21 protein-coding genes and 2 tRNA genes are annotated in these 23,295 nt (G+C 66.0%); 15 read left to right on the top strand and 8 right to left on the bottom strand.

The window, feature by feature from the left end; all coding sequences use genetic code 11:
* Positions 1-19: 19 nt before the first annotated feature.
* Positions 20-589, top strand: a complete 570-nt coding sequence (locus D3226_RS12880) for an HhH-GPD-type base excision DNA repair protein (RefSeq protein ID WP_202383018.1) — start codon at positions 20-22, stop codon at positions 587-589.
* Positions 590-660: 71 nt separating this feature from the next.
* A tRNA-Arg gene (locus D3226_RS12875) sits at positions 661-736 on the top strand.
* A gap of 4 nt (positions 737-740) precedes the next feature.
* Here D3226_RS12875 and D3226_RS12870 read toward each other — a convergent pair.
* A complete protein-coding gene (locus D3226_RS12870; RefSeq protein ID WP_202383017.1) occupies positions 741-1,634 on the bottom strand; it encodes a DUF1295 domain-containing protein in 894 nt (297 codons plus the stop codon).
* An 8-nt stretch (positions 1,635-1,642) separates the two neighbouring features.
* Complete coding sequence (locus tag D3226_RS12865) at positions 1,643-3,517, bottom strand: AMP-dependent synthetase/ligase (RefSeq protein WP_202383016.1); 1,875 nt, start codon at positions 3,515-3,517, stop codon at positions 1,643-1,645.
* Positions 3,518-3,772: 255 nt separating this feature from the next.
* Between D3226_RS12865 and D3226_RS15105 the strand changes: the two genes are divergently transcribed.
* Positions 3,773-4,135: a cupin domain-containing protein gene (locus tag D3226_RS15105; protein WP_337248999.1), complete on the top strand. Its 363-nt coding sequence runs from the start codon at positions 3,773-3,775 to the stop codon at positions 4,133-4,135.
* A gap of 22 nt (positions 4,136-4,157) precedes the next feature.
* The gene (locus D3226_RS12855) at positions 4,158-5,279 is read left to right on the top strand and encodes an FAD-dependent oxidoreductase (RefSeq protein WP_202383015.1); all 1,122 of its coding nucleotides are present in this window, start codon (positions 4,158-4,160) and stop codon (positions 5,277-5,279) included.
* A gap of 146 nt (positions 5,280-5,425) precedes the next feature.
* Here the strand turns inward: D3226_RS12855 and D3226_RS15100 are convergent, their stop codons facing one another.
* Positions 5,426-6,223: an SIP domain-containing protein gene (locus D3226_RS15100; RefSeq protein ID WP_202383014.1), complete on the bottom strand. Its 798-nt coding sequence runs from the start codon at positions 6,221-6,223 to the stop codon at positions 5,426-5,428.
* 330 nt (positions 6,224-6,553) lie between these two features.
* Between D3226_RS15100 and D3226_RS12845 the strand changes: the two genes are divergently transcribed.
* The 3 genes from D3226_RS12845 to D3226_RS12835 all read left to right on the top strand — a co-directional run bounded on the left by D3226_RS12845 (position 6,554) and on the right by D3226_RS12835 (position 10,239).
* Positions 6,554-7,189, top strand: a complete 636-nt coding sequence (locus D3226_RS12845) for a TetR/AcrR family transcriptional regulator (protein WP_202383013.1) — start codon at positions 6,554-6,556, stop codon at positions 7,187-7,189.
* A gap of 81 nt (positions 7,190-7,270) precedes the next feature.
* The gene (locus D3226_RS12840) at positions 7,271-8,935 is read left to right on the top strand and encodes an MDR family MFS transporter (protein WP_202383012.1); all 1,665 of its coding nucleotides are present in this window, start codon (positions 7,271-7,273) and stop codon (positions 8,933-8,935) included.
* 77 nt (positions 8,936-9,012) lie between these two features.
* Positions 9,013-10,239 (top strand): MFS transporter, encoded by a 1,227-nt coding sequence (locus D3226_RS12835; protein WP_202383011.1) that lies wholly within the window; start codon positions 9,013-9,015, stop codon positions 10,237-10,239.
* On the opposite strand, the gene def is transcribed toward D3226_RS12835, so the two are convergent.
* Positions 10,236-10,799 (bottom strand): peptide deformylase, encoded by a 564-nt coding sequence (gene def / locus D3226_RS12830; protein ID WP_202383010.1) that lies wholly within the window; start codon positions 10,797-10,799, stop codon positions 10,236-10,238. The genes D3226_RS12835 and def overlap by 4 nt on opposite strands.
* A 137-nt stretch (positions 10,800-10,936) precedes the next feature.
* Between def and orn the strand changes: the two genes are divergently transcribed.
* Together orn and D3226_RS12820 are read left to right on the top strand one after the other, a co-directional pair.
* The gene (gene orn / locus D3226_RS12825) at positions 10,937-11,599 is read left to right on the top strand and encodes an oligoribonuclease (RefSeq protein WP_202383009.1); all 663 of its coding nucleotides are present in this window, start codon (positions 10,937-10,939) and stop codon (positions 11,597-11,599) included.
* Between the two features lie 206 nt (positions 11,600-11,805).
* Positions 11,806-14,130 (top strand): putative bifunctional diguanylate cyclase/phosphodiesterase, encoded by a 2,325-nt coding sequence (locus tag D3226_RS12820; protein ID WP_202383008.1) that lies wholly within the window; start codon positions 11,806-11,808, stop codon positions 14,128-14,130.
* Positions 14,131-14,137: 7 nt separating this feature from the next.
* Here the strand turns inward: D3226_RS12820 and D3226_RS12815 are convergent, their stop codons facing one another.
* Positions 14,138-15,010, bottom strand: coding sequence for a hypothetical protein (locus D3226_RS12815; protein WP_202383007.1), 873 nt, complete (start codon positions 15,008-15,010; stop codon positions 14,138-14,140).
* A 261-nt stretch (positions 15,011-15,271) separates the two neighbouring features.
* Between D3226_RS12815 and D3226_RS12810 the strand changes: the two genes are divergently transcribed.
* Positions 15,272-16,021, top strand: coding sequence for a hypothetical protein (locus D3226_RS12810; RefSeq protein ID WP_337248998.1), 750 nt, complete (start codon positions 15,272-15,274; stop codon positions 16,019-16,021).
* Positions 16,022-16,158: 137 nt separating this feature from the next.
* On the opposite strand, the gene D3226_RS12805 is transcribed toward D3226_RS12810, so the two are convergent.
* Positions 16,159-16,234, bottom strand: a tRNA-His gene (locus D3226_RS12805).
* A gap of 166 nt (positions 16,235-16,400) precedes the next feature.
* Here D3226_RS12805 and D3226_RS12800 point away from each other — a divergent pair.
* Genes D3226_RS12800 through D3226_RS12790 form a run of 3 tightly spaced genes read left to right on the top strand, consistent with a single transcriptional unit; the run spans position 16,401 to position 17,670 of the window.
* Positions 16,401-16,748 (top strand): metallopeptidase family protein, encoded by a 348-nt coding sequence (locus tag D3226_RS12800; RefSeq protein WP_202383005.1) that lies wholly within the window; start codon positions 16,401-16,403, stop codon positions 16,746-16,748.
* Positions 16,749-16,753: 5 nt separating this feature from the next.
* Entirely contained in the window at positions 16,754-17,041 is a 288-nt protein-coding gene (clpS, locus tag D3226_RS12795) for an ATP-dependent Clp protease adapter ClpS (protein WP_202383004.1), read from the top strand.
* The gene (locus tag D3226_RS12790) at positions 17,038-17,670 is read left to right on the top strand and encodes a DUF2017 family protein (RefSeq protein ID WP_202383003.1); all 633 of its coding nucleotides are present in this window, start codon (positions 17,038-17,040) and stop codon (positions 17,668-17,670) included. Before clpS ends, D3226_RS12790 begins: the two co-directional genes overlap by 4 nt.
* 24 nt (positions 17,671-17,694) lie before the next feature.
* Here D3226_RS12790 and dinB read toward each other — a convergent pair whose 3' ends face one another.
* The gene (gene dinB, locus D3226_RS12785) at positions 17,695-18,909 is read right to left on the bottom strand and encodes a DNA polymerase IV (RefSeq protein ID WP_202383002.1); all 1,215 of its coding nucleotides are present in this window, start codon (positions 18,907-18,909) and stop codon (positions 17,695-17,697) included.
* Positions 18,910-18,989: 80 nt separating this feature from the next.
* Between dinB and D3226_RS12780 the strand changes: the two genes are divergently transcribed.
* Together D3226_RS12780 and glpK are read left to right on the top strand one after the other, a co-directional pair.
* The gene (locus D3226_RS12780) at positions 18,990-20,732 is read left to right on the top strand and encodes a glycerol-3-phosphate dehydrogenase/oxidase (RefSeq protein ID WP_202383001.1); all 1,743 of its coding nucleotides are present in this window, start codon (positions 18,990-18,992) and stop codon (positions 20,730-20,732) included.
* A gap of 13 nt (positions 20,733-20,745) precedes the next feature.
* Entirely contained in the window at positions 20,746-22,263 is a 1,518-nt protein-coding gene (gene glpK / locus D3226_RS12775; protein WP_202383000.1) for a glycerol kinase GlpK, read from the top strand.
* On the opposite strand, the gene D3226_RS12770 is transcribed toward glpK, so the two are convergent.
* Complete coding sequence (locus D3226_RS12770) at positions 22,260-23,276, bottom strand: CPBP family intramembrane glutamic endopeptidase (RefSeq protein ID WP_202382999.1); 1,017 nt, start codon at positions 23,274-23,276, stop codon at positions 22,260-22,262. The genes glpK and D3226_RS12770 overlap by 4 nt on opposite strands.
* Positions 23,277-23,295: the final 19 nt, after the last annotated feature.

Genomic DNA, 23,295 nt, shown 5'->3' with positions numbered 1-23,295 from the left:
CCCGACTTATACTCGCGCCATGACACTCCGCCTGACTGATGATCCCGCTGCGGACGCGCTCTTGTCCGCGAACCCGCTCGCGCTGCTCATCGGCATGCTGCTCGACCAGCAGGTTGCCATGGAGGTCGCGTTCTCTGGCCCGCTGAAGATCGAGCAGCGGCTCGGGGCGGTCGACGCCGCGGCGATCGCGGGAGCCGATCCCGATCTGGTGTCTGCCGCGTTCTCGCAAACACCTGCTGTGCATCGCTTCCCCGGGTCAATGGCCGGCCGCACCCAGGCGCTCTGCCAGGTGCTCGTCGACGAGTGGGGCGGAGATGCGGCGGCGATCTGGACACGCGACTCCCCCGACGGGCCGACCGTGCTGAAGCGCTTGCAGACTCTCCCTGGGTTCGGGCCGCAGAAGGCGAAGATCTTTCTCGCGCTGCTCGGAAAGCAACGCGGCTTCGCCGGCGAAGGATGGCGCGAGGCATCCGCCCCGTATGGCGAGGAGGGCTCGTACCGGAGCGTTGCCGACATCACTTCGCCGGAGACCCTGCAGCTCGTGCGCGAGACGAAGCGGGCCGCCAAGGCAGCCGCGAAGGGCCAGTAGCCCGCCGGTCCGGGCGGAGTCGAGGCGACGCGTCGAAGCATCTCCCGCGCGCGGTGTACGCTCGTATGGTCGCCTCCGTAGCTCAGTGGATAGAGCAACGGCCTTCTAATCCGTCGGTCGCAGGTTCGAATCCTGCCGGGGGCACCAAGCTTTAGGGACGATTCCCGCGGCGCGGAAGCCGTGGGATCAAGACCGGTGTCTCACTCGTGTACGCCTCGTAGTCGGGCTGCCCGCCCCAGCGCTTCTCAGCTTTCGCTTCGAGCAGCGGGATCCCGCTCACGCGGGTGAGCAGCACGGCCACCAGAATCGGCGAGAGCAGTGCGATCCATTGCCAGCCGCTCAGCACTGGCGCAGCGACCAGGAACACGCCGATCCAGAGCAGGATCTCCCCGAAGTAGTTGGGGTGTCGGGACGTCGACCAGAGGCCTGAGCGAATGAATTTCCCCGCGTTTCGCGGGTCGGCCTTGAACGCAGACTTCTGAAGATCGGCAATCACTTCGAACGCGAAGCCCGCAAGCCACACCACAACGCCGACGATGGCGAGCCAGTTCATGGGCGCGCGCTCCGCAGCGTCACCGCTCAGCGCAATCCAGGCTGCGGAGGCAGTGACGCTCACCCAGAGCCCCTGAATCACCCACACGCGAAGGAATACCAGCGGCTGCTGCTTGATCTCGGCGAAGCGGTCATCCTCACCCGCTCGGCGGACTCTGAGGAAGAGGAACGAGCCAAGTCGCGCCGCCCAGATGATCACCATCGCTGCGAGGACCAGGCCCCGAAGGTCTGGTGCCGGGGCGAGGAGCACCAACGCGATCGAGACTCCGATGTAGGTGAGCGCTCCCGTGAGGTCGAAGAAGCGTTCACTCTGGAGCAGCGCAGCGGGGATGAAGGCGAGCAGCTGCACCACGTACGCGGCAAGGACCGCGAGCGCGAAGAGCGGAACTCCGCCCAGAGCAGCGCCGCCCGCTGATCCGGCGATCGCAACGACGCCGCCCAGGAGGAGGGCAATCAGGATGCCAATCAGTGCGGAACGGTTTTTCGGTGACACGATTTTCCTCAGTTTCCTGTGTGGTGCAGCGGTTGGGCGTAGCTTTCTTCGACGAGCAGTGCGCCGCGATCGAGCGCCACCCGCCGCTTGATCTTGAGTGTTGGGGTGATGAGCGCTGGGTCGTTCAGATCTGCGGAGATTACCGTGTAGCGCCGCACCTGCTCTGCGCGGGAGACGATCGAGTTCGCGTGCGCAATGGTGTCCGCAAGCTCGGCACGAATCCGCTCATCCGTGACCTCGTCGAAGCCCCCTGGGCCCGCCACGCCAATCGTCACGCCCTCGCGCGCCGCCCACGCGATGAGTTCATCTGGGTCGAGGACGAGGAGCGCAGACAGGTACGAGCGTCCCTCTCCCACCATGACGGCGTGCGAGACGAGCGGGTGCGCCGCTGCCACGTTCTCCCAGCGCATCGGCACGACGGTCTTTCCCGTCGATGTCACGATCACGTCTTTCAGCCGCCCACTCAGCGTGAGCCGGCCGTGCTCATCTAGTGAACCGAGGTCCCCGGTGCGGAAGAACCCATCGACGAACGCATGCTCGTTGTGCGCCGGATCGCGATAGCCCTCGAACACGCCAATGCCACGGGCGAGCACCTCGCCTGCGTCGCTGATGCGCACCGTCAGCCCGGGGAGCGGGGCCCCCACCGTACCGGAGCGGATACTGCGCGGCAGATTGCCCGTGAGCGGTGCGGTGGTCTCCGTCAGCCCGTAGCCCTCGATCACGGGCACGCCAATCCCCCGGAAGAGCAGGGAGAGTTCCGCGTCGAGCGCCGCGCCGCCAGAGAGCATGTAGTCGAGGCGGCCGCCCAGCACGGCGCGGAGCTTGCGGTAGAACACACGGTCGAACACCGCGTGTCGGGCACGGAGCGCGAGCGTCGGGCGTACCGCCTCGCCGTCATCCCGCGCCTCTGCGATTCGCGCCCAGGAGACTGCGGTGTGCTCTGCCGAACGCCACACGCGCCCCAGCCCCCGGTCCTCCGCCTTCTGCGCGGCGGCGGCTCGAACCTTTTCGAGCACGCGGGGCACCACCACCAAAAAACTCGGCCGCAAGACTCGCAGCGACGGGACCACCTGGGCAGGGTCGGCGAGATGCGCAATTCGCATTCCGCTCGCGAGGCAGATGAGCTGCAAGCCTCGAGCGAGCACGTGCGCGAGCGGCAGGAAGATGATGGTGTTCCCCGTGTCACGAACGACATCCTGGTACGCGGCCGCGATCCCCAGTACCTGTCCGAGGAAGTTTCTGTGGCTCAGCACCGCGCCCTTCGGCTCACCCGTGGTGCCCGATGTGTAGACAATCGTTGCGGGCGACTCCGGCCCGGCCAGCCGTCGCCGCGTGTCAAGGACTTCGTCACTCACCTCCGATGCGCGCGCAGCGAGCGCTCCGAGGCTCCGCGCGTCCGCATTCATGGGCGGATCCCCCATCACCCACACGCCAATCGTGTCGTGCGACGCCTGCTCCAGCGCGGCGTCGAGAACGCACAGCTGGGTCGCGTCCCCTGCAACCGCGAGCCGCACCCGGGCATCCCCCACAATCGCGGCGACCTGCTCGGCGGATGCCGTGTCATAGATCGGCACAACGACGGCCCCCGCAAACCACGATGCAAGGTCGGCGACCGCCCACTCGTAGCGCGTCGCGGACATGATCCCGATCGCGTCGCCCGGGGAGACGCCGGCAGCGATGAACCCCTTCGCGAGCGCGGTGACCTCGGCGAGAAATTCCTGAGTTGAGACCTGGCGCCACTGCCCACCGGGATCGCTCGGGTCTGTCGGAACCTCGAAGGCGGCGTGTTGCGGGGCCCGCTGCGCCCGCCGAAGCAGCAGATCCGTCACATTGCGGTGGCCCGAGAGATCCACCTGCATGGGCGTCGACCATTCCTGCACCATCTGCTGCTCCCATCACCCACGACCCGGCGTTTCGGGCCCTTCGCAGCGCAACCGAAGAGCTGCGCGTATGCAATCATCTTAGCCAGGCGAATATCTTGCCGACAATAACTAATTAGTTTGCGGGCGACTTCCGGGCACATCGCGAGGCCTGGCGCACGCACCACCCGCTTCATACTCCGTCACACAGCCCCCAGGCGACCGCTCAACTCGTACGCTCGACTCATCCCGCACCACCCCGCCGAGAGGAACCCCGTCGTGAGCTTTCACCCCCAGATGCAGTCAGCCACCTTTGCCCGCCTCGAGGCGTCAAACTACGGGCTCATCTCCAAGCGTTCGACCGCGCTCGAGGGCGTCGAAGCCACCCAGGTCACGTTTCACGCAGGAGCGCGCTGGTCAACGGATCTGAAAGAGGCTGCGGGCACAGAGCTGTGCGAGCTGCCGCACGTTGCGGTGGTCACCGCGGGCACCCTGGGAGTCGAGATGCGGGATGGCACCTACCAGGAGTTCTCCGCGGGCGACGCGATGCTACTCCCGCCGGGTCACGACGCCTGGGCCGTCGGCGACACGGACTGCACGTTCGTTGAATTCTCGCAGGGCAACAACTACTACGCCGAGTAGTGCGCAGAGAACATCGCTCGAAGTGAACGAGGAACTCGACCACATCATCGTTGGCGGTGGCGTCATCGGCCTCGCCACCGCCTGGCAGCTATCACTTCGCGGGGAGCGGGTGCATCTGCTCGAGCAGTTCGGCCCACACCACACCCGAGGCGCGTCGCACGGCTCCACTCGCAACATCAACAACGCGTACCGCGAGGAGCACTATCTCGGCCTGTTCGACGAGGCACTGGCGCTCTGGCGCGAACTCGAGACCGGCGCGAGCACCCCGCTCCTCGGACTCCACGGACTCGTGACTCATGGCGAAGAGCAGACCGTCCGGGAGACACACGCCGCTCTTGCCGCACGCGGCGCGGACGTTGCGCTCATCTCCCCCGCCGAGGCGACGGCGCGCTGGGCTGGCATGCGCTTCGCAGGCCCGGTGCTCCTCAGCCGCACCGCTGGCGTTGGCTACGCCGCACGCGCACTCGACGCATTCGAGGCCGCTGCGACGCGGCACGACGCACGGATCGAGCGCGGTGCGACCGTTGCCGAGATTCTTCCTGGGGACGCGAGCTCTCGCGTTGAGTACACGGACGCGGCCGGGGTTCGCCGCACGCTCAGCGCACCGAGCGTCATCGTCGCAGCGGGAGCGTGGGCCCGGCCGCTGCTTGCCGGGCTCGTCGAGTTGCCGCGACTGCGGGTCACGGAGGAGCACCCGGCCCACTTCGCCCCGCGGGATGCCGCGCTGCTCTGGCCGTCGTTCAACCACATGTTCGATGACGAGCAGCTCGAGGCGCGAGGCGGCAACGTCTACGGGATGCCAAGCCCTGGCGAGGGCGTGAAAGTGGGGCTTCACCTCGTTGGGCACGAGGTCGACCCGGACGCGCGCACCTTCGGCGCAACTGCGGAGGCGCGGGCAGCACTCCGCGAACACGTGGCCGAGTGGTTCCCCGGCCTCGACCCCGCGAGCGCTGACGAGATCAGTTGCACGTACACCTCAACCGATTCGGGACGCTTCGTGCTGGATCGCGTGGGATCGCTGACCATTGCCGCGGGCTTCTCGGGCCACGGCTACAAGTTCGCGCCAGCAGTCGGCCGCATCCTTGCCGACGCTGCCACCGGCCTCACCCTCCCCCCAGAGCCGTTCCGCCTTGGAGCACATTAGCTGGCCCGATTCTCCGCCGTCTCGTCCGGCACGATGCTGTTGAGTGAGCCAGCTCCACAGCAGCCGCAACAACACCCGCGGCCGCCAAACCCACGGGTCAGGCGGGGGTGACTTCAGACACTCGAGCAGTTCACTCCACTCGCGCGTCAGTCGACGTCGGCGGACATATTGCCCGTGCGGTCCTGCGTCCAATAGCCGATCGCGTGGTGCCGATCACGCGCGAGGCCGAGCCGCGTGCGCAGCTCGCGACGGATCGCGCGGCTGGTCGCGGCTTCGCACGCCACCCACGCGTACCAGGGTTCGCCCGGCTCATCGAGCTGCGCAACCTCTTCGAGCAGCGCACTAGGCGCCAGTCCGTTGCCTGTCCCGACTCGCCACACCAACTCGACATCAGCTCGCGTATCGAACTGCTGGATATCGGCTTCGCTCGGCACCTCGACGATGGCGCGCGCACGCACCTCAGCGGGGAGCTGCTCAAGAATGCGGCCGAGCCCCGGCACGCCCGTCGCATCGGCAACGAGCAACTGGAACTGCGCGTCCTCGGGCGCCGCGTAGTACGAGGAGGGCTCGTCCCGGGTTCCGGCTCCGAAGATCCCAATGATGTGCCCCGTTTCGGCACGCTCAGCCCAGCTGGAGGCAAGTCCGCCCTCGTGCACCACGAAGTCGATGTCGAGGAGACGCCCACCCTCGTGCACACCGCGCACGGTGTAGTGGCGCCAGGGTGGTTCTTCACCAGTCCAGCCGCGCCCATACTCGGGCAGGTTGAACACGTCAATGCGTGCCTCGGTCTCACCGGGTGCCGGGAGCGCGATATCGATTCGCTCATCGCCGCGCCCGTGCGTGGGCCAGCGCCACTTACCCACCGCTTCGAAGCGAATACGCAACATGTTCGGAGTCAGGAAGCGCTTCTCGACGACGCGCGCGGGCGCACATGGGATCGCCACGGCTAGGCCCCCTGCGCCCGCACCGCACCTGCGAACACGGAGAATCGGCACGCGTCACAGCGTGCACGGGAGAATGGTCGGATCGTCGACGGCACAGTTGTCCTCTTGCGTAAATCTGGCCAGCGCACGGTTGCCCTGACCTTCATCAGACTACGGTCGCCTGATGTCGCGTAACGTTCGGGTCGTGTTGCGTTTCGACCATATCCGCGGCACAGGTGTGGCGGGCACAGCGCACCAACCGCAGCGCGGACGCCGCTCAGCCAGCCCAGTTGCGCACATCTCCAACAGCCAATTTTGCACTCCCAGGAGAATCGTGCATAATTGCACTTTATGATCGAGAGTGCAGTTGAGTCCGGGCGGGCAGCCAAGATGCGACGCACGCGCATCGCGATCACCGAGCACGCCCGCAAGCTCACCGCGGCACACGGCCTCGCCGGATTCACCATCGAGGACGTGTGCGAGCCCGCGGGGATCTCGCGTCGCACCTTCTTCAACTACTTCCCCTCGAAAGAGGCCGCGGTCGTCGGCTCCCCCGCCGACCCATTTGAGAGCGAGGCGGTCCGCCGATTCTCGGCTGCCGGCGCTCGCGATGGCCAGATCAGCCCCACACTCCTCGACGAGCTCGTTGAGGTTGCCGTGGAAATGATGGACGAGGTCTTCGACATCGCGGGCACCATCACGCACGTCAACCAGATCATCGCACGCGAGCCCGAGTTCATGGAAAAGTTCATGCATGACTCGGAGGAAATGAATCAGCGATTCACCGCGGTGATCGAAGAGCGTGAGGGCCTCGCACCCGGAGACCAGCGCGCGGCGATCGCACTCCAGGTACTCGGCGGGTTGCTGCATCACGCCGCTCACGCGTTCTTCGGCCGCGGCGAGACCGGCAGCATTGGCCCCGAGCTGCGGCGAGCGCTGACGCTCAGTCGAGAGCTCTTCACCGGCACCCCGCCCGTGTCACGCTAACTTCCTCCCCGTTCCATCCGTTCCCCACCTGCCCGGCTCCCACAGCGGGGCCAGGTTTCCCGATCCCGAAAGCCTCATCGCATGACAGCAACTGCCTCAGCGCAGGCCGGCCAGGCCCCGCTTCTCCTCACACAACGCAGAATCTGGATCATCTTCTCCGCCCTCATCGCGGGAATGATGCTCTCAAGCCTTGACCAAACCATCGTGTCGACCGCGATGCCCACGATCGTCGGACAGCTCGGCGGCGTGGAGCACCAGGCGTGGATCACCACCGCGTACCTCCTCGCCACCACCATCGTCATGCCGATCTACGGCAAGTTTGGCGATGTCCTGGGGCGGCGCACACTGTTCCTCGTCGCGATCGCCCTGTTCACACTCGCGTCAGTTGGCGCAGCCTTCGCGCCAGACTTCCTCTGGCTTGTGATCTTCCGCGCCATGCAGGGCCTCGGCGGCGGTGGCCTCATGATCCTGTCGCAGGCGATTATCGCCGATATCGTTCCCGCCTCCGAGCGTGGAAAGTACATGGGACCCCTCGGCGCGATCTTCGGGCTCTCCGCGGTTGCCGGTCCCCTGCTCGGCGGCTTCTTCGTCGACCACCTCACCTGGCAGTGGGCGTTCTACATCAACATCCCAGTGGGCATCGCCGCATTCGCTATCGCTTGGTTCGCGCTCACGCTGCCGAGCAAGAAGGCTGAAAAGAAGATCGACATCCTCGGCGTCCTGACGCTTTCGATCGCGACGACCTGCCTCATCTTCTTCACCGACTTCGGCGGCAAGGCCGAGTACGGCTGGGATGCGCCGGCGACGTGGCTGTGGGGCGCGGGCCTGCTCCTCGCCGCGCTCTCGTTCGTGCTTGTCGAGGCGCGAGCAGAAGACCCGATCATCCCACTCGGGCTCTTCAAGAACCCGATCTTCATCAATGCGACGGCCATCGGCTTCACCCTGGGCCTTGGCATGTTCTCGGCGATCGCTTTCGTGCCGACCTTCCTGCAGATGTCGTCCGGTGCCTCCGCTGCCGCTTCGGGCCTCCTTATGCTCCCCATGATGGCGGGCATGATGGGCACGTCCATCTGGTCGGGCATCATGATCACGAAGCGCCAGAAGTACCGCATGTACCCCATCGTGGGCACGCTCATCACGGCGGGCGCAATGACCGCCATGACCACACTCGCGGCGAGCACCCCTATTTGGCTCATCTGCGTATATCTGTTCGTGTTCGGCGCTGGCCTCGGCCTGATCATGCAGGTCGTGGTGCTCGTGGTGCAGAACGCCGTGGACCCGTCAATGGTGGGAACAGCGACAAGTACCAACAACTACTTCCGCGAGGTGGGTGCATCCCTGGGTGTCGCGATCTTCGGCGCGATGTTCACCACCCGACTGAGCGAAAAGCTCGGAGAGGTGTTCGCCGGGGCCGGCGTGCCGAACGCCGGTGAGGCGGTCGCGACGATCGACCCGCAGAAGCTTTCCGAGATGCCCGACGCGATTCGGGACGGCGTCGTGAACGCGTACGCCGATTCGCTCGCCCCGGTGTTCTGGTACCTCATTCCGTTCATCCTCATCGCGTTCGTTCTCGCACTGTTCCTCAAGCAGATTCCACTCTCGGATCAGTCCGGCATGGTCGCACGCGGCGAGGCCGTTGCGGGCGAAGAAGCCGAGGCACTCGAGGCTGCCCAGCGCGGACGCACCGAATCGGGCTCCGCGGAGCCCGAAGCGGCACGCCCCGAACGTACGTCGCCCGACGCGTAGCCGCGATCGGACCCAGGTGGCCCGGCGGAGCATCGCGCTTCCGCCGGGCCACCTGCGCACCCGGCTAGACTCGTGGGGTGCATGCCTCTCCCCGCGCTCGGCTCCCTTTCGAGGTCTGGGCGCTTGTCGCCGGCGGTTTCACCGTCGCACTCGGCTACGGCGTGGTGGCGCCCGCGATTCCCCAGTTCGCACTCGAATTCGGGGTCTCCACCTTCGCGGCATCCGCGATCGTGAGCGCATTCGCGTTCATGCGCCTCGTCTCCGCTCCGCTTGCCGGCTGGCTCGTCGGGAAGTTTGGTGAGCGCCGCAGCTACACCGCGGGCATTCTGATCGTCGCGGGATCAACCGGCGCCGCCGCGCTCGCGATGAACTACGGCCAGTTCGTCGTGCTCCGTGGCCTCGGCGGAATCGGCTCCACGATGTTCACCGTTGCGTCCACCGCGCTCCTCATCAAGGTGAGCCCGCCGACAGCGCGGGGCCGAGTCGCGAGCCTCAACGCGGCAGGCTTCCTCCTCGGCGGGCTTCTGGGCCCCGTGTTCGGCGGCCTCGTCGCTGGCTTCGGGCTGCGCGCGCCGTTCGTCTTCTACTTCCTCACGCTGATCGCGGCCGCCATCGTCGTGACCATCGCGCTCCGCCGCTCGCAGGCAGCGGGAAGCCCGGACCCCGAGGCACACGGCGTCCCGGCAATGACGCTGCGCGAGGCGATCGGGATCGGGCAGTACCGCACCCTCCTGCTGTCCGTGTTCGCGTTCGGCTGGACATCGTTCGGTGTGCGCGTCTCAGTGATCCCCATCTTCATCGCCGTCGCGTTCCACGGCGATGCGGCGACCGCAGCCTGGATCCTCGCCGCATACGCGGCGGGCAATGCGATCTTGATCTTCCCGTCCGGGCGCTGGAACGACACGCTGGGACGCAAACCGATGCTCATCATCGGCATGCTCACGCTCGCCGCCACCTACGCCGCGTTCCCCGCCTCGCCCACGCTGTGGGTCGCCGCGGCGCTCATGTTCGTGGCTGGTGCCGGCTCGGCGCTCGTCAACCCCGGGCAGCAGGCTGTGCTCGCCGATGTGCTCGCGCAGCGGCGCGGCGGCAACGTGGTTGCCGCGTACTCGATGACGAGCGACCTCGGCGGCGTGCTTGGCCCGCTCATCGCCGGCGCGATTGTCGACTGGGCAGGGTTCGGCTGGGCCTTCGGCGTCACAGCGCTGCTCGTCGCGGTTGCCGGCGTCGCGTGGACGCTCGTCCCCGACTCGCGCACGCTCGGTGGCGCGCCGGACCTCGGGGACGCAGGCCCGAGCCGCTAGCCTTCGAGGTCGTCGACGCCCGGCTGCCAGCTCAGGCCCGGTCGGCCCCACCCATTCTTGCGCTGTGCCTTGTGCGCGCCACGGTTCTCGGGGTGCACCAGGCGGTCAACATAGAGCAGACCTTCAAGGTGATCGAACTCGTGCTGGAGGATGCGGGCGAACCAGCCACTCGCCTGAATCTCGAACGGGTTCCCGTCGACGTCCTGTGCGCGCAGCAGCGCGCGGGGCGAACGGCGCAGCGCGAACCGCTCTCCGGGGAACGAAAGGCAACCCTCAACCTCATCTTCGCCGGGCAGACCCGGCTCGAGCGGCGCGATCCACAGCTCCGGGTTGATCGCAACTCCCTGTGCGGGGGCCTCATCCTGATCGTCGTACATCCACACGAAGACTCGCTTGCCAACGCCCACCTGTGGGGCCGCGAGGCCCACTCCCGGCGCAGCCACGGTCGTCTCGAACATATCGTCGACGAGTGTGCGGAGCTCAGCGTCAAACTCCGTGACGGGCTCGGCGGGACGGTGCAGGACGGGGTCGCCAGAGATGACGATGGGAAGAACAGCCATGCTCGCAAGTGTAGAGCGTTGCCCGCACCCGTGCGCCCAGCTCCGTGCGTTCAGCCCCCTGCCGGGCACGAGCCCACAGCGATAGACTGGGGCGGTTCCGGCGCACCCGCGCCGCGACCCCGTCGAGAGGACCCCACATGTCGAACACCCCCGCCGAGCAGATCGTATGGATCGACTGCGAGATGACGGGCCTCGACGTGGATCGGGATGGGCTCTGCGAAATCGCCGTCATCGTCACCGACTTCGAGCTGAATCCGCTCGACCCCGGCTTCGAGATCGTCATCAACCCGGGCGAAGACGCCCTCGCGCACATGAACGACTTCGTACGCAAGATGCACGAGACCTCCGGCCTCCTCCCCCGCATCGCAGATGGTGCGAGCCTCGCCGACGCGGAAGCACAGGTCATCGAATACCTGCGCCGCTTCGTGACCGCCGGTCGCCGGCCACTCGTCGCAGGAAACACGATCGGCATGGACCGCCGCTTCATCGCCAAGTACATGCCCACGCTCGAAGAGCGACTGCACTACCGCAGCGTGGATGTCTCCACGATCAAGGAGCTCAGCCGGCGCTGGTACCCCGCGGCCTACTTCGGCGCCCCCGAGAAGAACGGCGGTCATCGCGCACTTGCCGACATCGCGGAGTCAATCCAGGAACTCGCGTACTTCCGCGACGCAGTGATGGTGGCGCAGCCCGGCCCCGACAAGTCCGCCTCCCAGCAGATCTCCCAGACCGCAACCGAGCGCTTCGCGGCGTTGATCTCGGGGCCTGCCCCCGAGACGGTGGCACCCGACGCGCTCTAACCCTGCGCCGCCGCACGCTGCTCCCGGCGCAGGCTGAAGCCGGCACACGCCGCCGGATCCCACGCAAGTTCTCGCTCGAATGAGGGATGTGCCCGCGTGTCGAACTCCCGAGCCGTGGCATAATTGACGCGGTTCGACCGCTGCAGGTCACGTCGAACGCTTCGCGTGTGATGGTCGCGTCACGGAGAACGTCAGTAGGAGAACGCATGGGTGCGCTGAAGCGAGAGACCATTTTCATGGGTGTCTTCGCAGCATTCGCTCTGGCTGCCGCGGTGTGTGGCGCAGTGCAGTTGCCGGGCGCCTCTCCGCAATCGTGGACACTCGTGATCACCGTCATCGTCGGCGTGATCATTTGCAGCCCGCTCCAGTTCAACGTGGGGCGCGACGCGAGCTTCCCCCTCGTGGGCGTGTCGATCGTGATGCTCACGATCCCGCCGTTCGAGCAACGGCCCTGGCTCAGCGTGTGCGTGTGGATTATCGGGCTCGGGATCTCTCAGCTGCTCATCCGGCGCATCGCGCTGCACGCGCTCTACCTCACTGGCCTCAGCGGCGCTGCTGCCGCAGGATTCATGCTCATCCGCGTGTGGCTCGAGGCGTTCGGAGTCTGGGAGGGCGTGGCCTTCCTGAGCGGCACCGCGCTGTACTACGGCATCTTCGTGCTTGGTGAGCTCGCACGGCGCAGCCTCCAGCAGGCGGACGCGAATGTGCTCGCCCGCAGTGCGCCGCTCAGCTTTGGGCGGCTCGCCCTCGTCACGCTCGCGGTGACCACCGCATCCATCCTGATGCGCAGCATCGACCGCAACCTCATTCCCTGGCTCGAGCAAAACTCAGAGCTCACTCGGTCCCCCTTTGTGGTGCTCTTCACCGCACTCATGTGTTACGTCCTGGCGCAGCGACTCCGCGCAATTGAGGGAAAGCGCCGACTCGATGCCGTCGTAGCCTCTGCGGTTGAGCTCCCGCAGGAGAGCGGTGCGAAGCTGGCTCTGGCCCTGCAGAACCGCGCCTGCGACCTGGTTCGCGCCAGCCACGCGGAGGTTCGCGATACCGCCCCCGAACGCGGGGAGATCGGCGCGCGCGTTGTGCTCCAACCCGGTTGCGAGCAGTTCCTCATCGCCACCCGAAAGGTTGGGGGAACCGCCTTCAGCCGCGAAGACGACCGGGCTCTCGCGTCGCTCGCGCATCTCGCAAGTGAGGCCGCTCGCATTCAGCACGAGGTGAACTCACTCGAGCGGCGCGCGAACACCGATCCGCTCACCGGACTCCCGAACTATGGCGCGTTCCAAAAGGCACTGGTGCACGCGAACGAGTTCCGCCTGTACCACGAGGGCATCGCGCTGCTCTTTATCGACCTCGACAACTTCAAGCGCTTGAACGACACCCACGGGCATCGCACGGGCGACGAGCTGCTGCGCGAAGTCGCGAGGCGCCTGGAACGCACCGCGGGTGGCGGCGACTTCGTCTCGCGCGTCGGCGGAGACGAGTTCGTGGTGATCCTCGCGGGTCTCGTGTCCATTGAGCATGCGAAGGAGTCCGCAGAACGGATCATCGCGGCGGTCAGTGAGCGGGTGTCACTCGAGGGGGAGGATATCCGGCCCGCGGTGAGCGCCGGCCTCGCGTTCTCGCACCACCGCGAGCTCGATGCGCAGACGCTCGTTGAGGACGCGGATCGCACCATGCTCCAGGCGAAGCGCTCGCGCCACGAGAATGGCGCGAGCGGGGGCGGAAGTAGCGTCAGCGTCTCGTCTCGGCGCTCCACGCGCACCAACGACATCGTCGCGCGCGCAATCCAGAGCCAGCGCCTCAACCTCGCGTTCCAGCCCATCGTGCGTCTCGACACCTCGCGCGTGTGGGGCTTCGAGGCGCTGGTGCGCTACGTGGATCCGGAGCTTGGACCGATCTCCCCGCCGTCGCTCGTGGCGCGCGCTAAGAGCCTCGGGCTCATGAACGAGCTGACCTGCCAGGTCATTTCGAAGGCGCTGACGACCGCAACCGAGTTCGTCCGTATCAACCCGGAGCTCGACACCATCACCGTGAATCTTGAGCTGACGCAGATCAGCGAGGATCAGCTCGGTCCGTTCATCCGGGAGGCCGCAGCCGCGCACCCCGAGGTGAAGCTCTGCATCGAGCTCAACGAGCGCTCGCTCCGCGACGTGACCGACGAGCTCCGGCGCGACGCCGAGCGGCTTCAGCGCGCGGGCATCATTATCGCGCTCGACGACTACGGCTCGGATGACTCGTCAGTGGGCGCGCTCGTGCACTTCCCCATGAACATCCTCAAGATCGACAAGAGCCTCATCAGCAACCTCGACGATGTGCGCCAGCGCGAAGTGGTGAAAGCGCTGCAGGGCTTCGGAGACAGCCTCGGGCGCACCACCGTAGTCGAGGGCGTCGAGGACGCACAGATGGCCGCGGTGCTCGCAGAGCTGGGTGTGAGCAACGCTCAGGGCTACTTCTACGGCCGCCCGATCTCAGCGGCGCTCACCATCGCCCGCATTCGGCGTTGGGGAACACAGGCGGTCACGACGGCCTAGTCCGGGGCTACTCCCCCGCGGGCGTCACGTCGACGCCGCCGTTGAGCCGCGCGATTGCTTCGTCCGCGTTGAACGCGGGATCCGGCTCGATGAACGCGTCGACCACGCCCATGAAGGCGAGCGCCGCAACCGACCACGACTCCACACCCGCCGCGTGCTCCGCCGCCGCTTCCTCGACGCCGAGCGTCTCAAAGTGGGCTTCAACGAGCGCAGGGACTGTTGCGCGCACGATACCGAGCCCCTCGATTACCGACGCAGCCGCCACAACGAACGGCTGGTAGTCGCCGCGGAGCAGGGGCCGGAGGCGGTACCCCACGGTGGGAAGCACGTTGCGGTAGAAACTCTCCATCGTCTCGACGAACGCGAGCTCGCTCGCCCGGAGAGCGTCAATCACTCGGGTGCGCGCCTCACCCTCAGGCCACGACAGGATTGTCGTGGACAGCGCGGCGTAGGTGCGCCACTTGCTCGAGGCGGTGACCACGTCGAAGTTGTACTCCGCCGCGGTACGAATCACATCGACCAGCACCGCCCGTCGCCCCTCTGCAGAGCGCAGATCACCGCTGCGCATGCCGAGGTACTGCCACGTTGTGAGGAGCGTCTCTGAGTCCGCTCGGTCGATTTGCGCGTGGTTGGCGAGCTCACAGAACAGTTCGGCAAGGTAGGCCTCGGGTGAGGACCAGATCTGGGCGAACTGCTTGGGCGTCGCGCCAGCGGTCGCGACGAGCTGCTCGACGATCTTCGCCGGGACGCCCAGGGAAAGACCGACGGTTTCGACGTGCTCTTCGCCGGTACGGAGGATCCGCGTGCGCACATCATCGAGCGGCGACTGACCTCGACCAGCCGCACGAATCCAGTTCTCTCCCGGCACGAGTGCTCCCATCACGACGTCGTTAGCTCGCTCTATCGTAGCAACGTCGCCACCGACATGCGGTAACATCGCGCGCCCGCGCGCCGAGAAACTGTGAGCAGGCGCCACGCGATCCCAAATCGTTTCCGGAGCGGTGCTGCGGTGGCCCCGGCCCGTAGGGCAGAATGAGACGTCAGAGATTTCGCGGCGTGATGGGTCGCCGCGTATCGCCGTGCGCGCATCCCTCGCGCAGCTTCCCCGAAGGACTCCGCGTTGTCCCAAATCGATCGTTCTGTGACCAATCACGATGTCATCCCCGTTCTCAGTTCCGGGGTGTTCGATGAGCATCCGACCGCGCGGCTCGCGTGCGGTCTGCTCGCTGTCGACGGCGTTCCCCTCCCCGGGCTCGAGGCGGAGTACACGGCGCACTTCTCGCTGCGCCGCCGCGTCTACGTCGACCAAACGGGCCAGCTCTCGGAGAGCGACATCCTCGAGGACGGAACCGACCGCGACGCCGACGATGCACGCTCCGCGACCTTCGCGGTGTTCGAGAATCATCGCGAGGGCGTTCGCGTGCTGGGCGTCTCGCGCCTCATCGTGCGCGGCACCGAAACACAGCTGCCCGTGGAGGAGTTCTGCCCGGAGTCGTTCCCCGCGGGCCCGCTCTCTGAGCGGAGCGTCGAGGTGTCGCGCATGATCGCACGCCACGAAACCGCAGCAATGCAGGATCTCGTGCAGTGGCACCTCTTCACGCTCATGCTCGCGTACATCGCGAACCACGAGCTTGAGCGCACCTTTGCGATCATCGAGCCCTGGTTCGAGCGCCACCTGAACAGCATCATCTCGATCTCGCGCATCGGTGAACCCCGCTACGTCGAGCACTACCTCGACTACAACCTGCCGATCGAGATTGACATTCCGGCGTCCGCCGAGCTCACGAACACGCGCCGGGCCGGCTCGATCGACGGCTACCGCGCTGCTGAGCCCGGGCTTACCTTCCTCGGGCGCGCGCCGCACGTGGCTCGCAGCGCGGCGGCGGTCTAGCCTCACGGCCGGCCGGGCGCTCCCCCGGCTGAGCCTTTCACCTGACAGCCGCATCAGGCGGTCTGCCCGGCAGATGCCGGAGCAGACCGCCTGAGACACAAAAACACCCCCGATTCGAAAATCGGGGGTGTTTTCCTTGGGGTGGCTAACGGGACTTGAACCCGCGACCACCGGCACCACAAGCCGGTGCTCTACCAACTGAGCTATAGCCACCATGCTGACCTGACGTTCACCGGGGCGAACGAGGCAACTCTACGATCATAACCCATGGCAGTCCCCCGCTGCGAACTCGCGTGTCATCCCGGGTGTGCCGCGAGGTCATCAGTCGCTTGCCACGCATTCACACCCACGCCTCGCGCCAGCTGTGTAGGGTGAAGATATGCTCGCCATGCCGCCCGAAGAGTTCGAGGCCCTCGTCGCCGACGGCCTCGATTCGCTGCACGACGACATGCTCGCCCAGCTCGACAACGTGATTTTCTTGGTGGAAGACCGGCCCGCCGATGGCAGCGACATTCTCGGTGTGTACGAAGGCTTCTCGCTCGCTGAACGCAATGTGTATGGCTACGGAGAGGAGCCCGATCGAATCATCCTGTTTCGCGAGAATCTGCTCGAGCACTGCGCGGATCACGAGGAACTGGTGCATGAAATCCGCGTGACCCTCGTCCACGAGATCGCGCACTTCTACGGCCTGAGCGAGGCACGTATTCATGAACTCGGGTGGGGCTGATGGTCATGGCGGGAACTGAGACGAGTCGACGTGAGGCGACGCGTGTGCTTCCCGACAGCGGGTGGCAGACCGTGGTGTGGGATGATCCGGTGAACCTCATGTCGTACGTCTCGTTTGTCTTTCGGACGCACTTCGGCTTCGACGCGCAGCACGCCGAAGAACTCATGCTCCGTGTGCACCATCGAGGCAGCGCAGTTGTCGCAGAGGGCGGCCGCGAGGCGATGGAGATGCACGTTGAGGCGATGCATGGCTACGGGCTCTGGGCAACGATTCGAGAGGTGGGAACTCAGTGAAGCTGATCCCCCAGCCGAACGGAATGCGCGTCGTGTTTGAACGCGATGAAGCGGCGATGCTTGACCAGCTCGTCTCCCAGCTTGCCCAGCTCCTCGACAGCCACAGCGGGACGGCGCTTGACCCGGATCCATTTTTCGCGAGCCTCGAGGTCGGCGGAAGCGACGCGTTGCCGAGCGACCCCGCACTCGCCCGCCTCTTCCCTGATGCGTACGAGGGGACAAGCGAGGCCTCCGAGTTTCGCAAGGTGACGGAGCAGGGGCTCGTGAACCGCAAACTCCAGGACGCGCTCTTCGTCACGAGTGCACTCGGCGTCGGGCAGATCGACGACGAGGCTCGCGCACAGCGGACGGATGACGCGGACATCGAGTCTCGTGATGACGCGGACTCCGGTGCCGTGATCGTGGAGATCTCAATTACCACCCTGCCGGTCTGGGTTCGCACGCTGACCGCGCTGCGGCTCGCGATCGCCGCCCGCATCGGCCTCGACGAGCACGATGATCGCGAACGGCTGCTCGCCGACGAAGAGACGCGGGGAACGGTGCTGGTGTTCGACTGGCTTGCAGCAGTACTCGAGTCGCTCCTCACCGTTATGCAGAGCGACGTGCCGAGCGAACCCTCGCACGACTAGCCGCGCCCGCCCGGAGCGGCTCGTCTAGCTCGGGTCTTCCAGCGAGCGAGGATCGACGACCGCGCCGCGCCCCGTCAGGAGGCTCGCGGACGTGATACCCGCCGAACCGAAACGGTCTTTCAACTCGTCGACCGCCTGGTCAACCGCGCGCCACTCGTCGTCGTCGCTCCAGAGCCCCACAGGCTCGCTGCCGGCTGGGCGGAGCTGTTCCGCCCGCACGCCGATGAGGCGCACCGGACGCACCGCATCGAGGCTCGCGTAGAGCTCGCGCGCCGTCTGCACGATGCGGCGCGTTGCGTTGGTGGCCTCGGCGAGCGTTCGCGATCGCGTAACCGTCTCAAACGTGTCCCACCGGACCTTGATCGCGATCGTGCGCGCCTCAAACTGCGCAGCACGGAGCCGCTCACCCGTGCGCGTCGCGAGCCGAAGCAGCTCGCGGTCAATCACCGCGGGATCGCTAACGTCACCCGCGAAGGTCTCTTCGTGCCCGATGCTCTTCTCCGTGCGCGTGGTCTCGACCGCGCGCGCGTCGCGGCCATTCGCGAGCGCGTGCAGCTTCATTGCGCTCGCGGACCCCACGATTCGAGTGAGCGATGGAAGCGGTTCCCGTGCGAGGTCGGCGACGGTGTGGATGGCCCGTGACTTGAGCGCGCGTGCGGTGGCCTGCCCCACCCCCCACATCGCTTCGACAGGCAGGCTGTGCAGAAACTCGAGCGTGCGCGCCGGAGGGATCTCGAGTACCCCGTCGGGCTTCGCGCGCTGCGACGCGAGCTTGGCCACAAACTTCGTTGCCGCGAGGCCCACCGACGCGGGCAGCCCCGTTCGCTCACGCACCCGGTGCCGAATCGCGCGCGCAATCTCGATGGGCGAGCCGAACAGTTTCATCGAGCCCGCAACGTCGAGGAACGCCTCGTCGATACTCAAGGGTTCGACAAGCGGAGTGAACTCGTGGAAAACGCTCATCACCTCGCGAGAGGCGAGCCGATACTTCTCAAACGTCGGAGTAATGAGCACCAGTTCGGGGCACAGCTGTTTTGCGCGAGCCACCGGCATCGCAGAGCGCACCCCGTAGCGACGCGCCTCGTAGCTCGCGCTCGATACGACGGAGCGCACGGTGTCGTGCGCCGCCGCAACGGGCCGGCCGACGAGCTCCGGCCGATCGAGCAGCTCGACCGACACGAAGAAGGAGTCCATATCGACGTGCAGCATCGATGCCTCGGTGCGCTGCGCTTCGGTCATGCATCCATTGCATCACACACCACCGACGTTTCCAGTACCGTTGAGGAAGACCCCACCCGCTCCAGCAGCAAGGCAGGCAGATGGCACGGCAAAACTCCCCCACCGCACGTCCGAGTGTCGAGGCCCTTCGCGGCCGTCCCAGCGCTGATGTGCTGATTATCGGCGGCGGGATTAACGGCATTGCCACCTTCCGAGAGCTCGCCCTTCAGGGAGTCGACGTCGCCCTCGTTGAGCGCGGCGACTACGTCTCGGGCGCGTCGTCCGCTTCGAGTCACATGGTGCACGGCGGCGTGCGCTACCTCGAGAACGGCGAGCTGCGGCTTGTCCGCGAGGCGGTCCAGGAGCGGAATCGGCTGCTGAAGAACGCCCCGCACTACGTCGCCCCGCTGCAAACCACGATCCCAATCTTCAAAACGTTTGCAGGGGTCCTCTCCGCACCGTTCCGTCTGCTCGTCACCCACGGCCGCGGAAAGCCCAGCGAGCGCGGAGCGCTGCTCATCAAAATCGGCTTGTTGATGTACGACACGTTCTCGCGTGGGGGCGGCCGGGTGCCGAGACACCGCTTCCACGGTCGGGAGCGCTCGCTGCGCGCTCTGCCCCGGCTCAATCCACGCATCAAATACACCGCAACGTACTACGACGCGTCGATGCACGATCCGGAGCGGCTCGCGCTCGACGTGCTGCAGGATGGTCTCGCGGCGGGGCGAGAGCGGCACACGGGCGCTGACGCGAACTCGCGCGCCGCAAACTATCTCTCCGCGGTCGGCTATCGGGACGGAGCGACTGTGCTCCGTGACGAAACCACTGGGGATGAGTTCCCGTTCCACGCAAAGGTAATCGTCAACACCAGCGGCCCCTGGACCGACGAGACGAATGCAGCGCTCGGCCGACCGAGCTCGTTTATGGGTGGCACGAAGGGCTCGCACATCGTGCTCGACCACCCCGAACTTCTCGATGCCACCCGTGGGCGCGAGATGTTCTTTGAGCACTCCGACGGGCGCATCGTGCTGATCTATCCGCTCAAGGGGCGCGTCATGGTGGGCACGACCGACATCGACGCCGATCCGGCCACGCCGACGGTCTGCACTGACGATGAGGTCGACTACTTCTTCGACCTCATCCCCCATGTCTTCCCGGGAATCGCGGTCGATCGATCGCACATCGTCTACACGTTCTCCGGCATCCGCCCCCTCCCGAAGCACGACGACACAGCGCCAGGGTTCGTGTCCCGCGACTACCGGATCGAGCACGGCTGGCTGGGAGCGGTGCGCACCCTGAGCCTCGTGGGCGGGAAGTGGACGACCTTCCGCGCGCTCGGTGAGCACCTCGCAGACGAGACTCTCGCGCTGCTCGGCGCCCCCCGCACCGTGAGCACGCGCGCCACCGCAATTGGCGGCGGCGCGGGCTTCCCGCGAGACGCAGCGGCACGCAAGGTCTGGCTGGCCCGGCATCGCGGCGACCACGATCCCGCCCTCGTGGATCAGCTCCTGCAGCGCTATGGAACGCAGGCGACCGAGGTGCTCGCGGCGCTTCCCCAGAAGCCGACGCCACTCGCGCACGTGCCTGGCTACACCGCGGAGGAGCTTGCCTACCTGGCTGAGACTGAGCAGGTGCAGCATCTCGATGACGTGCTGCTTCGGCGCACGTCGATCGCGTTTGTTGGCGGTCTGAGTTCCGCGACCCTCGAGGAGGTCGCCGCAGCGATCGCACCCGTACTCGGGTGGAGCGCCACGACGCAAAAGGCCGAGGTGAAGCGCGCGAGCGAGCTGCTCCGCGCCGCACACCGCGTCTCACTCGACGGCCCCGGCCTCACCCCGGCGTAAACAAGGAGTTTCGATGCGCAACTTCGTACTGTCGATTGACCAGGGCACCACATCCTCGCGAGCGATCATCTTCGACCGCACGGGTTCGGTTGTGGCGCTGGGTCAGAAAGAGCATCGGCAGATCATGCCGAGCGCCGGACTCGTTGAGCACGACGCCAGTGAGATCTGGCAGAACGTGCAAGAGGTCATCGGCACGGCACTCGGACGGGCAGACCTGACAGGGGCAGACATCGCCGCCGTCGGCATCACGAACCAGCGCGAAACCACGATCATGTGGGATCGCGCCACGGGCAGCCCTGTGCACCACGCAATCGTTTGGCAGGACACGCGCTCGCAGGATATCGTCGATCTTCTCGCCGCTAACGGCGGGCCGGATCGCTTCCGCGAGCTGACCGGGCTCCCCCTCACCGCCTATTTCTCCGCATCGAAGATTGCCTGGCTGCTCCAGAACGTGCCGGGGCTGCGGGAGCGCGCGGAAGCGGGCGAGATCCTCTTTGGCACACCGGACACCTGGGTGCTCTGGAACCTCACCGGCGGGCCGGATGGGGGCGTCCACGCCACGGACGTGACCAATGCGTCGCGAACGTTCTTGATGGATCTGCGCACGCGCGCATGGAGCCCCGAGCTCCTCGCCGCGTTCGACATTCCCGAGTCCCTCCTGCCGGAGATCCGTTCGTCCTCGGAGGTGTACGGATCCGCCGAGGCATCCTCTCTCCTGCACGGAGTTCCCGTCGCGGGCATCCTGGGTGATCAGCAAGCCGCGGCCTTCGGGCAAGCCGCATTCGATGCCGGTGAATCGAAGAACACCTACGGCACCGGTTGCTTTCTCCTCATGCAGACGGGCGCAGAGCTCGTCCATTCGAGCAATGGGCTCATCACGACGGCGGGCTACCAGCTTGGCAACGGCCCCGTTCACTATGCACTCGAGGGATCCATCGCAGTCACGGGATCACTCATCCAGTGGCTCCGAGATCAGCTCGGGATCATTCCCTCTGCCGAAGAGGTGGAGCCCCTCGCGCTCAGCGTGCCGGATAACGGCGGCGTGTACATCGTGCCGGCCTTCTCCGGGCTCTTTGCGCCGTATTGGCGGCCGGATGCGCGTGGCACCATCGTCGGGCTCACCAGGTACTCAAATCGCGGGCACTTTGCGCGTGCCGCGCTCGAAGCGGTTGCGTACCAAACCCGTGACGTGCTCGACGCGGTGAACGCGGACGTCGAAGTTCCATTGACCGAGCTCCGCGTCGACGGCGGAATGGTGGCAAACACGACGCTCATGCAGTTTCAGGCCGACATCCTCGGCGTCCCGGTGGTGCGACCCAGAGTCGCAGAGACCACTGCGCTCGGCGCCGCCTACGTTGCGGGGCTCGCAGTGGGGTTCTGGCGGGATCTCGACGAACTGCGTGCGAACTGGCGAGAAGGCGAACGGTGGGAGCCGCGGCTCGAAGAGGCGGAGCGTGCACGGCTCCTCCGGGAGTGGCGCAAGGCAGTCACGAAGTCCACGGGGTGGGTCGACGACGACACACCGCACTAGTGTGTGGAAGACCGCGGCCCCAACCTCCAAATCGCAACCGCGGTCACCAAGAGGTACAGAACGTTGAAGACGGCAGCTGCCGCGAGCAGGGCTTCCGCTCCGGTTCCTTGCGAGCCGTGCGTATCGATCCCGCCCGTGGCAAGAATCGTAGTCGGATCTGTAATCGCGTGGAGCGCAATCGCCCACCACAGGCGTCCAGTCGAAATTAACGCAAGGTACATCATCCCGCCAAAACCGAATGCGTACGCCGCAGTGACCAGCACCGTTACTACAGATTGACCTGAAACGACGTTCCCCAGATGGAGCACGGCAAAAAGGGTTGCCGACACGATCAACACCGTTCGCTCCCCGAACCCCGCGTTTTGCAATACACGGACTGCGATTCCTCGAGTCAGGAGCTCCTCAGCGAAGCCGATACACAGGCCAAGCAGGAGTATAGAAAGCACAAGAAGCCACGAGTAGCGTGACCACTCAGTGGCGACTACCCGCAACACGACCGGCAAGATCATGATGGCTACGACGCCCCACAGCCAACGTGGATGCAACACCGGATGAGCTTTGAAGAGGCTCCTCGTCCACCGTAGAGAACCCGAGAACGCGAGCAGGAGTGCCCCCATCACCGCGATGGGGACAGCAATACCGAACATCACACTTGCGGGGGTAGAGATCGGGTCTTTTGCGTCGATGGTCGACGCAAAAAGAGTTGAGGTGGCGAGCCCAACGAGTTGGTAGAGCAGCCAATAGCCGACCACCAACAGCGCGGCTTTCCACCAGCCTCCGGTGTTCCAGAAAGCACGCCACCGGTTGCGTTCATGTAGCATGCTGAGCTCCTCTGCCGTAGGGGTAGAGAAGAAGCGTATCCAGAAAAACACTTCCCCCACAAGAATAATGAGGCGTGCGACAACGACGACCGTGGGCAGCCGCCCAAACGAACCATGGTGCGCATGAGCGCCTGTTTTTGGGGTCAAAAAAAGGGAGGGCCACACCCGCAAGCCACCATCACTGGTGACCAACAAGTGCAACCCTCCCTAT

It is taken from the genome of Leucobacter chromiireducens subsp. chromiireducens, from assembly GCF_016758255.1.
GTDB lineage: Bacteria > Actinomycetota > Actinomycetes > Actinomycetales > Microbacteriaceae > Leucobacter > Leucobacter chromiireducens.
This window is presented reverse-complemented; position numbering and strand designations above follow the sequence as displayed.